The sequence below is a fragment of the Flavobacterium sp. genome, assembly GCF_047602195.1.
Lineage (GTDB): Bacteria > Bacteroidota > Bacteroidia > Flavobacteriales > Flavobacteriaceae > Flavobacterium.
Genome location: NZ_JASGHW010000004.1, coordinates 1989969 through 2003390 on the forward strand (window position 1 = coordinate 1989969; position 13422 = coordinate 2003390).

Consider the following 13422-nt stretch of genomic DNA (forward strand, 5'->3'; position numbering starts at 1 on the left):
TTTAGATTAAAATTTCAAAACCACCTCTAGTAGGTGGTTTTTTATTTGCATTATTTTCAAATATTAACTTTTTTTTATAACTTAGGAACTGTATTAACTTAATTAACTAATTATGAAAAAAACTACTTTTCAGTGGAAATCACTGCTCGCAACGGCAGTGCTTTTCACGGCAACATCACTAAGCTTGAATGCCCAGTGCCTGACCGCTGAGTTTGGGCAGTATCCGGGCACGACCTTTACACCGGCCGAGTGCGATGGTACATTGGTCAATATGATCACCGATCTGGGTTATGCCAGCGAATACTCTGTTTTGACGGTGACCTTGGGGCAAACCTATGTTTTTTCGAGTTCGATCGAAACCGATTTCATCACCATCAGTGCCGATGACGGAGTAACCTCTGCCGCTTCTGGTGTTTCACCGCTTACTTGGGTGTCTACCATTGAAGGGGAGGTGCGTTTTTACACCCACGTCAGTTCGGCATGCGAATCGAGCCAAACTTTCAGGGAAAGAAATGTCGTTTGCGGTATCGCATCGACCGACCAGCCCGATTATGCCAACCTGCAGTATCCGGTATCCGAAAGCATCATGGCAGGGCAACTGCTGACGGTGTATGGCCAGGCTTGGGAGCCGGGATTGACCGATGTGGAACCGGGATTGTCAGGTCAGGCCGCTGGCTTGCAAATGTGGGTCGGGCTCAACAATGAGAACAACGATCCAAGTACCTGGACCTATTGGGTGCCTGCGGTACACAATGCGGGACACATCAGCAACAATGATGAATACATGGCCGATATTGGAAACAATGTCTTGCCGGGCACGTATTACTATGCTACCAAATGGCGTTTGAACAATGGTCCTGCAGTTTATGGCGGAATCACAGCCGGTGGCGATGGCGGCGTCTGGAACGGAACGGTATACCTGAATGGTGTTTTGACCGTAACGGCGCCAACCAATGACAATTTTGCCAACCCGATTGCGGTGAGCTGCGACAACAACTACAGCGGATTGACGGCAGCGGCCACTTTGGATGAAGACACTGCTCCCGACGGTGGTGGTGCCGATTTGGATGCGCCAAACCTGTGGTATTCCTTCACAGGAACCGGAACGCCGCAAACCGTAACCTTGAGCCTTTGCAATTCGTTCTACGATACTTCGGTTTTGGTGTATACGGGATCAAGCGGTGCGCTTTCTTATGTGGCGGCCAATGACGATGGTTGCGGCGATACGACACAATCATTCGTAACCTTCAATTCAGATGGATTGTCTACCTATTACATTACGGTCGAAGGCTGGAACGTCGGCAGTACCGGTTTGTTCAACATGCAAGTGTCTTGCGCCGATGTACAGGAGCCGGCTGTGGCCAACCAAACGTGTGCGCTTGCACTGGGTCTGTTGGTCGACGGAACGACAACCGATTCTGACAACTCTTTTGGCGATGTTACCGCAACGCAACCTCCTTGCGACCTGTTCGGATCGATCCAGGATGTTTGGTTCTCTTTTGAATGCCCGGAATCTGGAACTGTAGATTGCTTGGTGACGCCTGTAAACATCGCTTCACTCAACTTCAACATCTATTCAGGTACTTGCGGTTCACTGGCCCAGGTGGCGAATACTTGCTATTCCAATATGGAAGAACCCGTAACAGTTAACCTCACCGGATTGACTGTAGGAACTTACTATATCCAAGTATGGAGCAACACCGCAGAGCAAGGTACTTTCTCGCTCAGGCTCAGCGATCCAACATTGGCAGTGGACGATTTCAGCTCGTCGAGCTTCGCGCATTATCCAAACCCGGTGAAAGATGTGTTGAATATTTCGTACAAGGCAGAGATTTCGACCGTTTCGGTATTCAATCTTTTGGGGCAGCAGGTATTGAACAAGTCGGTTCATGCCAATGAATCACAAATCGATATGTCGAGCCTTCCCAATGGAGCCTACATGGTAAAAGTGGCTTCAGGGGAGCAAACCAAAACCATAAAAGTCGTGAAACAGTAAACCATCCCGACGTCAATCGAAGCCATCTTTTTTAAGGTGGCTTTTTTTGTTTTTTAAAAATTACACGTCATTTTTTTTACTACTTTAGGACACGAATTAACCAATCACCAAACTTTTATGAAAAAAATTACTTTTCTGCTCGCTTTCTTTTTGTTCCTGACAGAAAGCAAGGCGCAGGCGGTTTCGGGTTATGCTTTTTCCCAATCGACCGAGACTTATGCAGCCGTAACGGGGACCAATTCCACAGCGACCGAAGACGACGGAATCCAGAACAACATCCCGATCGGGTTTGCGTTCAATTACGGCGGCGTTTCCTATTCGACGTTCAGCATCAGCACCAATGGCTGGATCAGGCTCGGACAGAACATTGGAAACCAATCCTGGATCAACACGCTGGCCAATCCCAATGCCGCTTACGCGCCGTTGATTGCCGCTTTTTGGGACGACCACAACCGGGGCACGGGATCAATCGCTTACAGCCTCACGGGCAGCACGCCAAGCCGTACGCTCGAAATCGGGTGGGACAATGTTAATATTTCCAATGGAGGCGGTACCAGCGCGACGGCATTCGGGTCGTTTAAAATGCGGCTCCATGAAACGACCGGGATTGTAGATTTTGTATATGGCTCTATGATTCCGGGAGGCCAACTTTCTGCCTCTATAGGGCTCAACGATGCGACTTCGTTTTTGAGTGTGACCGCCGCTGCGGCATCAACTGCTTCATCAGCCGCGGCAAATAATAACGTGACCGGCATTAATTTCTTGCCGGGCCAAAAATTCACCTTTACGCCGCAACCGCAATGCTCGGGCGCGCCGGTACCGGGGCATACGGTTTCAAGTCTTGTCACGGTATGTGAAAATGTTATTTTTGGGTTGAGCATCGAAAATACCAGCACCGATTTTGGGATTTCGTATCAATGGCAAACTTCCCAGAATGGGAACGATTTTACCGATATCGCCAATGCAACCGGACCAACTTACAATGCCTCGCAATCGGCCAGTACTTATTACCGCTGTGTGGTGACCTGTGGCGCGAATGCGGTACCGAGTACACCGGTCCAGGTTTTGCAAACCAATGCGGCCATGTGTCATTGTTTGCCCACTTACGACAATGGTAAAACCGATGGCGATTTGATTTCGAATGTGGTCATCGTCGGCACGACACTTTCCAACAATACCGGAAATGCACCAATCGATCCGTACTATACTTATTTTGTTGGGCAGCCCAATTACACCGCAACGTTGGAAGTGGGATATTCCTATCAAATGGATGTAAGTGTCGGAACTTATGGACAGCAGGAAATAGCTGTTTGGATTGATTACAATGACGATTATCAATTTTCGGAAGACGAAAAAATCGGTTATACCCAAGAGCAGGTTGCCGGAAATGGCACCGGTACCTTTGCGATAACGCTGTCCTGTGACGCACCAATCGGAGTGCACCGCATGAGAATCCGTGACGCTTGGAATACCGATGCGACCACCATGGAACCGTGTGCCAACTATGGCTATGGTGAAACCGAAGACTATGATATTCAAATCGTATCGCCAAATCTCTGCCAGGCGCCTTACCAGCTTTCGATAGGAGATGTCAGTTCTACAGGCGGTACTTTGACTTGGGCAATCGGCTGCGCGAATGGTTGGGATGTTTTTGTTTATCCGGCCGGAAGCCCTGCGCCAACCAGCGGCAGCATTCCTACTTTCTCAGGTCTGGAAACCAATACGGCGCAAATACTCGAATTGCAACCGAATACCGCTTACGACGTTTACGTGCAGGCCATTTGCCTCAATTCATCGGTAAGCGAATTGTCGGCAGTATTCACATTCACGACACTTCCTTTGGCCGTTGCCAATGACGATTGCGAAACCGCCACCGAATTGACTCCGGGTGCCAATTTCGCCGAAAACGCAGTCATTGCGACCAATGTTGGCGCGACCAAAACCTTGGGGCAACCGAACCCGACCTGCGGTATTTTTGGGTTCGGAGGCGATGTTTGGTTCAAGGTTGTGGTGCCGGAGGATGGAAACGTAACGATCGAAGTGCAGGCCGATCCGGGTTCGCCATTGACCGATACTGCGTTGATGGCCTTCACCGGGACTTGTGCCGGAGGTTTGACTTCCCTGGGGTGCAGCGACGACGAGGGGGTTGATGCATTTTCGATCTTGAACTTGACCGGATTGACCCCGGGGGCGACGATTTATGCCAGGGTTTGGGAATACGCGAACGATACATTTGGTACCTTCCAGGTTTCGGCTTGGAATCAGAGTTTGAAAACAAAAGGTTTCGACGAGACAAATTTCGGTTACTATCCCAACCCGGTTAAGGACTATTTGCATTTGTCCTATGGCCAGAAAATGACCGATGTTGCCGTGTTCAACCTGCTGGGGCAACAGGTTTTTGCCAAGGCAATCAACAGCAGCCAGGACAAAATCGATTTGTCGCATTTGGCCAAAGGTGCCTATCTGGTCAGGGTCAATGCCGAGAACCAGACCAAAACCATCAAGATCATCAAGGAGTAATTTTCCGGAAATACAAATTTCAAAAGCCGCCCGTCAGGGTGGCTTTTTGTTTTTAGAAAACCTATATTTGTTAAAAATTAGCAGATGTTTTTTTCGTTGATCATTCCTGTTTTTAACCGCCCATTCGAAATAGGGGAGTTGCTTGAAAGTCTTTCGGCGACCCAATACGATAAACCGTTTGAAGTGGTGGTTGTGGAGGACGGTTCAACGGAAACTTCGCAGGAAATTGTCCAAATGTTCTCGGACAAAATGCAAGTTTCCTATTATTTCAAGGAAAATTCCGGTCCTGGAGATTCGCGCAACTTTGGCATGCAAAAGGCCAAGGGCGATTATTTCCTCATTTTCGATTCCGATTGTATCATTCCAAAACAGTATTTGGATGAAGTGGACAAGGCTTTGGGGCAAAATTATGTCGATTGCTTTGGCGGGCCCGATGCGGCGCTCGATTCGTTCACCGATATCCAGAAGGCAATCAATTTTGCAATGACTTCAGTTGTTACGACGGGTGGAATCCGTGGCGGTTCGGAAAAAATCAGCAAATTTCAACCGCGCAGCTTCAACATGGGCATCTCCAGAAAGGCGTTTGAGGCTTCCGGAGGCTTTGGAGATATCCATCCGGGAGAAGATCCTGATTTGTCCATCCGTTTGTGGGATTTGGGTTTTGAAACGGCGTTGTTTCCCAAAGCATACGTTTTTCACAAACGACGGATTGATTGGAAGAAATTTTCAATCCAGGTCAACAAGTTTGGAAAGGCGCGCCCGATTTTGGATTCGTGGCATCCAAGATATGCCAAGTTTACTTTTTTTGCGCCGAGCATTTTCATTTGTCTGGTTTTGGCCGCATTGGTTTTGTTTGTGTTCGGTCATCCTTTTTGGTTGGCACAGGTAGCGCTCTATTTTGCGATTGTTTTCCTTTGGTCGGCATTGCAAAACAAAAGCCTTAAAATAGGTTTCTTGTCGGTAGTGGCCGTTTGGTTGCAATTTTACGGATACGGTACCGGTTTCCTGCAGTCGTTCTTCAAGGTTCGTGTGTTCAAGCAAAAACCGCAGGAAGCTTTTCCGGAATTATTCTTTAAGAAATGACAAAGATTATCGGGCTTACAGGTGGCATCGGCAGCGGCAAATCGACAATCGGGAATTATTTCCGGAAGCTCGGTATTCCGGTGTATATGGCCGACGACGAAGGCCGAAAGTTGACCGATTTGCCCGAGATTGTTGCGCAAATCCAAAATGTATTTGGAAATGCCGTCGTCGAAAATGGAAAAGTCAACCGCAAAAAACTTTCGGAAATTGTTTTCTCCGATGCTGAGAAATTGAAAAAACTCAACGCCATCATCCATCCGGCGGTTAAAAAGCACTTTGAGGATTGGGTAGCTGATCATCAAAATCATCCAGTCATTGTCAAAGAAACGGCCATCCTGTTTGAGAGCGGCACCGATAAGGATTGCGATTTTGTCATATCTGTAATTGCCCCGGTGGAGGAGCGGATCAAACGAGTGATGCTGCGCGACCAAGTTTCGCGTGAATCGGTTCTGGAACGCATTAACAATCAGATGACTGACCAGCAGCGCATGGACAAAAGCGATTTTGTCATCCAAAATACCCTCGTCGAAGACGCTGAAAAACAAGCAAAAGAAATCTTAAAAAATCTATAATTCAACAAAAAAGGGATTAAATGTTAATCTTTGGTTAATGTATTTAACGTTCAAATGTTAAAATCCTAACTTTGTTAAGTATGAATAAATTGTTTTTCCGATTGCTTGTTTTGCTGATGAGTTTGTCTCTGATAGGCATCATTCTCGTGCAGGTTTATTGGTTCAACACGTCTTTCAAGAACAACGAGGAGCAGTTCAAGTTTCATGTCAAGCAGGTCATCGGCAACGTAGCCGACAAATTGCAGAAGGAGGAAGCTTACACATTTATTGACAAATACAAAAAGCTCAAGGACAGTATTGGTAAGGAACCGCAGAAAAGCGACTTTCTGGAGTTCGGTTACTACCAGCGCAATTCCCGTACGAACGAAACGATTATTTATTCCAACAACATCATCTCGGAGGATTACAATATTTCCTCCTCGTTCTTTGATAAAAAAGCAGACAGTCTAAAACTCAAAAACTTTTCCTCCAAGCGCGTCACCGAAATCTACAACAATGGAATCGACAACGCGGTACAGCAAAAAGTGGTTCCCGACATTAAAATCCAGAAATCAGGCAAACTCGACATTCTCGACAATGCCCAATTCGAGATTTTCTTCAAGGACATCGCTTCGGCCAAACCATTGCAGGAAAGGGTTTCAAAAGAGGAATTGCAGAAATTGCTGTTCGCCGAGCTCAATGAATATGGCGTCAAAACGCCATTCGAATTCGGAATTTACAGCAACGGCCTGGCGACGAAAATCCAGTCGGACAAATTCAGGTATGCCAAAAACGATACTTATACGATTCCGATTTTCACCGACAACGAAGGCAACAACAAATACCAATTGCTCGTGAGTTTCCCGCACAAGGAGAAGTTTTTGTTTTCCGAACTGGTAGGGATTACCGTACTGTCGATTGTTTTTACACTGATTATCATCATCGCTTATTCGAGCGCACTGAACCAACTGATCCGTCAGCGTCATATTTCAGAAATCAAGACCGATTTCATCAACAACATGACCCATGAGTTCAAGACGCCGATAGCGACGATCAACCTCGCGCTCGATGCGATCAAGAATCCAAAGATTATTGAAGATAAGGAGAAGGTTCACCGTTACCTCCAAATGATCCGCGACGAAAACAAACGCATGCACGCACAGGTTGAAAATGTGCTCAGGATATCCAAGCTCGAAAAGAAAGAGCTGGACATCACCAAAGAGTCCAACAATATCCAGGACATCATTGACGATGCGATTGATCATGTGAACCTGATTATCGAGGACCGCGAAGGATCGATCACGACACATTACAACGCCACGCGTACGACCGTGTTGCTTAATGACGTGCATTTTACCAATGTCATCGTCAATATTTTGGACAATGCGATCAAATATTCACCCGAGGCACCCAAAATTGACGTATATACCGAAAACGTAAAAGATTTCGTTATCATCAAGGTCAAGGACCAAGGGGCAGGGATGAGCAAGGTGGCACAGAAAAGGATTTTCGAGAAATTCTACCGCGAACACACTGGCGATTTGCACAATGTGAAAGGACACGGGCTCGGATTGGCCTACGTAAAACGGATCATCGACGACCACAACGGTCAGATATTCGTAGAAAGTGAAAAAGGAAAAGGAAGCACATTTATTATAAAAATACCACTCATTAATTAAAAAACTATATGGAAACAGAAAATAAAAAGATTCTTTTAGTAGAAGACGACCAAAACTTCGGCGCCATATTAAAGGATTACCTCACGCTCAATGATTTCGACGTGACGTTGGCCAAAAACGGAATGGAAGGTTTCGAGAAATTCAAGAAAGATACTTACGATCTGTGTATCCTTGATGTCATGATGCCTTACAAAGATGGCTATACGCTCGCCAAAGAAATCCGCGAGAAAAACAAAGAAGTGCCGATCATTTTCCTCACGGCCAAGTCGATGAAGGAAGATGTGCTCAAAGGCTACAAGGTCGGTGCGGACGATTACCTCAATAAACCGTTTGACTCTGAAGTGCTTTTGATGAAAATCAAGGCCATTATCCAGAGAAAGCAAGCCGACGTCAAAAACGATCATGTGAAGTTCGAGTTCCAGATCGGGAATTTCCACCTCAATTCGAAGTTGCGTTTCCTGACCTACAAAAACGAAGAACCGATCAAATTATCGCCCAAAGAGAACGAGCTGCTCAAAATGCTCGCCGTATACGAAAACGATTTGATGCCGCGTGAATTGGCGCTGACCAAAATCTGGCGCGACGACAACTACTTTACCTCACGAAGCATGGACGTGTACATCGCCAAGCTCCGCAAATACCTCAAATCCGACGAAGACGTTGAAATTCTCAACATACACGGCGAAGGTTTCCGACTCGTAGTCAAGAACAAAGCAGAATAAATATAAAGCCTCAATATAACTTGGGGCTTTTTTTATTTTACCACAAAGAGGCGCAAAGATTTTACTTCGTCAGTTCGACCCTTCGGTCTCGGGCCGCAAAGTTTCGCAAAGCTTTTCTCTATTTGCCTTTGCGGAAAACTTCGTGTACTTTGCGGTTAATTTTAATTTTTTTTTTGGGAGCTATTTCCCGCTTTACGCAGTAGCTCTACGAGGCTACTTGCTGCAATCGGGGCTAGGGCAATCGTCATTTCCAAGACATTTCCAAAGCAAAACAAACTTTTCCCTCTTTCACAATAGAAAAAAATTCCGGCCTTTCATTCGGAACCACATTCACCTGAACGTCATCACCTAAATTGAGTTCGCGCAAAAAGTTCATCTCCAGACTTTTCATTTCCATCTTTAGGATCGGTTTTAAATCCATCGTGTCAAGGCACCATTCCAAATACTTCACATTATTTGCATGGTTTACAATGTCCAAATCCGATAATGCGACCTTACGTTCCGAAACGATTTCCGTATCGCGCAAGAAGTTAATGCGCGAACTGGGTTTTTGGGTCGCATGCCATTCGGGGAATTTTTCAAAATGGCTGTGATCCAAGGCCAAGGCTTCGGCTTTGCGTTGTTTGGTATTCAAAACCGCCCAAAACGTCGTCGCCCCTACGATTTTCTTTCCGTCGAGGTGCATTTCCATATTCCGCACCGAATTGGCGCCCTGCAAGCTCTCGATCCAGGTCTTGACGACCACTTTGTCCTGCCACTTCGGCAAGGCGTCGATTTCCACCCGAATCCGGCTCAAAACCCAAGCCTGATCAAACTTTTGCATGTCGTTGAAACTCAGTCCGCCCAAGATCGAATGTTCGGCAGCGGTCAATTGCAGCAAATTGCACAGGTTCACATAATTCAGGTAACCATTCGGCGCACATTGCGTGAAATTGATGTCCCATTCGTGTTCGTAAACTGAGCTAAAATTGGGTGCTATCGGCATTATTTCTGGATTTGTTTGTTGATGTAATCGATGATGTCTTGCAAATTGTACTTAAAATCAAACCATTGGGCATTTTCCGTGCGCCTGAACCATGTCATTTGCCGTTTGGCAAAACGTCGTGTGTTCTTCTTGATTTCCGAAACCGCGAAATCCAAAGTAAAATCGCCGTCAAAATAGGCAAACAACTCTCTGTATCCCACGGTCTGTAAAGCATTCAGGTTTTTGTAGGCATGCAATTTTTGGGCTTCTTCCAATAGTCCGGCTTGCATCATCAGATCGACACGCTGGTTGATGCGGTCGTACATGATGGGTCTTTCGGCTTCCAATCCGATCACGATCGGGCTGAAATTACGTGTATTTTTCTTTCGTTTGAGAAAAGTCGAGTAGGGCTGTCCCGTTGCCAGGCAAACTTTGAGAGCGCGCATCATGCGTTGCGGGTTCCCGGTGTCGACGGTGGCAAAATATTCGGGATCGCGTTTTTTCAATTCCTCTTGCAGATAGGAAATCCCTTCTTCGGCATATTCGTCGGAGACTTTCTCGCGGATGTTTTCAGCAACTTCAGGAAAATCATCAAAACCTTTCAAAACGGCATCGACATACAATCCGGAGCCGCCCACGAGCACGGCAAAATCATTTACCGCAAACAACTTGTCGAGTTGAGCAATCGCCTCCTTTTCAAAATCACCCACGCTGTACGAATCAAAAATTGATTTATTGTGGATAAAATGATGCGGCGCTGCAGCAAGTTCGTGTGGCTCTGGAACGGCCGTACCGATCGACATTTCCTTGTAGAATTGTCTTGAGTCGCATGAAATGATTTCGCAATTGAAATGTTGGGCCAGCCTGATGCTCAAAGCGGTTTTTCCAATGGCAGTGGGGCCGATGATCGTGAGAAGCGTTTTCATTAAAAGTTGAGTTTGGAGCCGCAGTGGTAACAAAAATCAGCATCGTCTCGGTGGCCGTAGACACTGCAATTCGGACAAGATTGGGTGTTGCTGTCTTCGCGATTCTGCGACATGAACTGGGCGGTAACCAAACCGGTCGGGACGGCAATGATGCCATAGCCCAAAATCATGATGATTACCGAGATGAACTGGCCCAGCGGCGTTTGCGGCGTAATGTCGCCAAAACCAACGGTCGTAAGCGTGACAATCGTCCAATAGACGCTAACCGGAATGCTCGTGAATCCGCTGCTTGCGCCCTCGACCATGTACATGATCGTGCCCAGGATGATGCAGATCACAATAACAGTAAACAAGAAGACGGCAATCTTGTTGCGGCTTTTTTTGAGCGCTTCCAGGAGATTGTTTCCTGCGCCCACAAAATGCATGAGTTTTAAGATACGGAAGATACGCAAAAGCCGGACAGCACGTAAAGCAAGCAAAAAATGAAATCCGGGAAACAGCAAATCGATATAACTCGGCAAGGTCGCGAGCAAATCGATGATGCCGTAAAAGCTCAGCGCATATTTGAGCGGCTGCCTGACCGATAAGATTCGGCCGATGTATTCCAGGGTGAAAAATCCCGTGATGACCCATTCGATCACGGCGAGTTCGGCGCCATATTTCTGCTGGATTTCGACGACGCTTTCAAGCATCACCGCTACAATACTTACAACAATCAGCAACAGCAATACCAAGTCGAAAAGCTTGCCCGCCGGTGTATCGGCCTCATAGATGACCTGGTGGAATTTCTGCCTTAATCGATCGGATGTGATGGGTCGCAAAGTTGTGTTTTTAGGAGTACATCAAAAATACGCAATCGCCTAAAAAGTCAATACTTTTATCGCTTTATTTTTGCGCAACTGGTCCTGGATAATCTTGCGGGTATCGCGGTTGTGTTGCATCGGGGTGATGATGTTCTTGAGGATTTGGATGTTGGTCACCTGGTAATTGAGGTCAAAAAAAGTGTAGCCTTTGTATACGCCGTCCTCAATCAAGATGGCTGAACGTTCGTTGACATTGCGCCCGCGGTCAATGATCACGAGGCTTTTATGATCGAATGACATCTTATCGATGAATTCCTGCACGCGCACATTGTATGCCTCGGGAATTACTTCTCCGATGCAGGCGCCGTCGCATTCCTTGATCCGGTATTGGAAGCATTCGGCGTCGGTTTGATAGATACCGTTCAGTTTGTGGCACATCTGGTTTTGCAAACTGATGCGGTAAATCGCGTTCTTGGCTTCCTCAAACGAAGCGTAGGAAGTAATTTCGTGCTTGCGGCCGTCGGCTTTTTGCAACGTAATGCACAGGTAGCCGTTGGCATTGTAATGGCTGTACAACGCCCAAGGCAACACGGTTTTGCTTTGCGAACGGTTGTAGATTGGTTTGTTGATCTTGATTTCCTCGCTTTCCTTGAGCAGGGCGATCAGTTCGCTGCCCGTTTCCTCATAAGTCACGGCAAAAACCTCAAGCTGTATTTTTTTGCATTTGCTCGTCGTTCCCGTAAAATGTTGGTTCACGCGTTTCTTGATGTTACGGCTCTTGCCGATGTAAATAATCGTGCCGTCCTGCCGGTGGATGTAATAAATCCCGGTGCGCGAAGGCAGATGCTCCACGATGTCGAGCAATTTGGGAGAAAGCCCCTTGACGACTTCTGTTTGGATCAGGCTCTTGACGATTTCTTTTGACAAATCTTTGTCCAACAACATCTTGAACAATTTGAGCGTGGCCATCGCATCGCCACTGGCACGGTGCCGATCGGCAATCGGGATGCCCAGCGAGCGCACGAGTTTGCCGAGGCTGTACGAAGGTTGTTCGGGAATGAGTTTTTTGGCCAATTCGACTGTACACAACGTCTGCGATTCGAAATCGTAACCGAGGCGTTTGAATTCGGTGCGCAGGATCCGGTAATCGAAGGAGGCGTTGTGCGCCACAATCACGCAGTCTTTGGTCATCTCGATGATGCGTTTGGCGACCTCGAAAAACTTGGGCGCCGAGCGCAGCATCGCATTGTTGATGCCGGTCAGTTTCACCACAAACGGTTGGATCGGGATTTCGGGATTGACCAGGCTGATGAATTGGTCGACCACCTCATGCCCGTCAAATTTGTAGATGGCGATTTCGGTAATGCCTTCTTCGTTGTATTGGCCGCCGGTGGTTTCTATGTCGAGTATTGCGTACAAGTAGAATTAAAAGATTTAATGATTAAAGAATTAAAAGATTGGAACGGAATGATTGATTTTTGATTGTCTTTTAATCATTCAATTTTTCAATCTTTAAATTCGTCCCCCAAAGATACTGCTTCCAATCCGAACCATCGTACTTCCGCATGAAATCGCAAGTTGGTAATCGCCGGACATGCCCATCGAAAAGTATCGTAAAGTCGTTCTCGGGAAATGCGGCATATCGGTCAAAAACAGATTTCAAAAAATCAAATTCTTTTTTGATTATCGTTTGATTTTCAGTAAAGGTAGCCATTCCCATTAACCCCTTTACTTTAATGTTCTTAAGGTTTTTATAAACGTCAGAATGCAATAATTCATGCAGTTCTTTTTCGTCCAGACCGAATTTGGTTTCTTCCTCGGCGATGTGCATTTGCAGCAAGCAGTCGATGGTGCGGTTGTTTTTGAGCGCTTGTTTGTTGATTTCTTTCGAGCAATTTCAAACTGTCGACGCCATGAACCAATTTTACGAACGGCGCCATGTATTTGACCTTGTTCGTCTGCACATGGCCAATCATGTGCCATTCGATATTCTTGGGCATCTGCTCGTACTTGTCGCTCATTTCCTGGATCTTGTTTTCGCCAAAAATACGCTGCCCGGCTTCGTAAGCCTGCATCAAATCGGCGACGGGCTTGGTTTTGGAAACGGCCACGAGCGTCACGTGTTCCGGAAGGAAACTTTTAATCGATTGTAAGTTGCTGGAAATAGACATGTCTGTG

Annotated in this window: 9 protein-coding genes and 3 pseudogenes; 6 read left to right on the top strand and 6 right to left on the bottom strand. The window is 46.6% G+C overall.

All coding sequences use genetic code 11. From position 1 onward, the window contains the following. Positions 1-112 precede the first annotated feature (112 nt). The 3 genes and pseudogenes from QM717_RS15005 to QM717_RS15015 all read left to right on the top strand — a co-directional run. Positions 113-1996 carry a T9SS type A sorting domain-containing protein gene (locus QM717_RS15005; RefSeq protein WP_415038625.1) on the top strand — a complete coding sequence of 628 codons (1884 nt, stop codon included), beginning with the start codon at positions 113-115 and terminating at the stop codon, positions 1994-1996. 117 nt (positions 1997-2113) lie between these two features. Further along, positions 2114-4516 carry a GEVED domain-containing protein gene (locus QM717_RS15010; RefSeq protein WP_415038626.1) on the top strand — a complete coding sequence of 801 codons (2403 nt, stop codon included), beginning with the start codon at positions 2114-2116 and terminating at the stop codon, positions 4514-4516. 84 nt (positions 4517-4600) lie between these two features. Continuing rightward, positions 4601-5371 (top strand): annotated as a pseudogene (locus QM717_RS15015) (glycosyltransferase); the annotation flags it as partial. Here the strand turns inward: QM717_RS15015 and QM717_RS15020 are convergent. Continuing rightward, positions 5348-5557: pseudogene (locus QM717_RS15020) on the bottom strand (hypothetical protein); the annotation flags it as partial. The pseudogenes QM717_RS15015 and QM717_RS15020 overlap by 24 nt on opposite strands. Before the next feature lie 38 nt (positions 5558-5595). Here QM717_RS15020 and coaE point away from each other — a divergent pair. The 3 genes from coaE (at position 5596) to QM717_RS15035 (ending at position 8551) form a co-directional block, all read left to right on the top strand. Beyond that, positions 5596-6171, top strand: a complete 576-nt coding sequence (gene coaE, locus QM717_RS15025) for a dephospho-CoA kinase (protein ID WP_415038628.1) — start codon at positions 5596-5598, stop codon at positions 6169-6171. 80 nt (positions 6172-6251) lie between these two features. Beyond that, on the top strand, positions 6252-7829 hold the full coding sequence (locus QM717_RS15030) for a sensor histidine kinase (RefSeq protein ID WP_415038630.1): 1578 nt from the start codon (positions 6252-6254) through the stop codon (positions 7827-7829). A gap of 8 nt (positions 7830-7837) precedes the next feature. Continuing rightward, on the top strand, positions 7838-8551 hold the full coding sequence (locus tag QM717_RS15035) for a response regulator transcription factor (protein WP_415038632.1): 714 nt from the start codon (positions 7838-7840) through the stop codon (positions 8549-8551). A gap of 244 nt (positions 8552-8795) precedes the next feature. On the opposite strand, the gene QM717_RS15040 is transcribed toward QM717_RS15035, so the two are convergent. From QM717_RS15040 to QM717_RS15060, 5 genes and pseudogenes are all read right to left on the bottom strand, one after another. Next, a complete protein-coding gene (locus tag QM717_RS15040; protein WP_415038634.1) occupies positions 8796-9536 on the bottom strand; it encodes an acyl-[acyl-carrier-protein] thioesterase in 741 nt (246 codons plus the stop codon). Beyond that, positions 9536-10441, bottom strand: coding sequence for a tRNA (adenosine(37)-N6)-dimethylallyltransferase MiaA (gene miaA, locus QM717_RS15045; RefSeq protein ID WP_415038636.1), 906 nt, complete (start codon positions 10439-10441; stop codon positions 9536-9538). The genes QM717_RS15040 and miaA overlap by 1 nt, the downstream gene beginning before the upstream one ends. Next, positions 10441-11262, bottom strand: a complete 822-nt coding sequence (locus QM717_RS15050) for an ion transporter (protein WP_415038638.1) — start codon at positions 11260-11262, stop codon at positions 10441-10443. The genes miaA and QM717_RS15050 overlap by 1 nt, the downstream gene beginning before the upstream one ends. A 39-nt stretch (positions 11263-11301) precedes the next feature. Then, positions 11302-12663, bottom strand: coding sequence for an exonuclease domain-containing protein (locus tag QM717_RS15055; protein ID WP_415038639.1), 1362 nt, complete (start codon positions 12661-12663; stop codon positions 11302-11304). Positions 12664-12756: 93 nt separating this feature from the next. Next, positions 12757-13415 (bottom strand): annotated as a pseudogene (locus QM717_RS15060) (YggS family pyridoxal phosphate-dependent enzyme). Between the last annotated feature and the right edge of the window lie 7 nt (positions 13416-13422).

What these genes read in the sequence shown, in the direction of transcription:
- QM717_RS15005 (WP_415038625.1), top strand. Translation starts at nt 113, where the DNA reads ATGAAAAAAACTACTTTTCAGTGGAAATCACTGCTCGCAACGGCAGTG.
- QM717_RS15010 (WP_415038626.1), top strand. Translation starts at nt 2,114, where the DNA reads ATGAAAAAAATTACTTTTCTGCTCGCTTTCTTTTTGTTCCTGACAGAA.
- coaE (WP_415038628.1), top strand. Translation starts at nt 5,596, where the DNA reads ATGACAAAGATTATCGGGCTTACAGGTGGCATCGGCAGCGGCAAATCG.
- QM717_RS15030 (WP_415038630.1), top strand. Translation starts at nt 6,252, where the DNA reads ATGAATAAATTGTTTTTCCGATTGCTTGTTTTGCTGATGAGTTTGTCT.
- QM717_RS15035 (WP_415038632.1), top strand. Translation starts at nt 7,838, where the DNA reads ATGGAAACAGAAAATAAAAAGATTCTTTTAGTAGAAGACGACCAAAAC.
- QM717_RS15040 (WP_415038634.1), bottom strand. Translation starts at nt 9,536, where the DNA reads ATGCCGATAGCACCCAATTTTAGCTCAGTTTACGAACACGAATGGGAC.
- miaA (WP_415038636.1), bottom strand. Translation starts at nt 10,441, where the DNA reads ATGAAAACGCTTCTCACGATCATCGGCCCCACTGCCATTGGAAAAACC.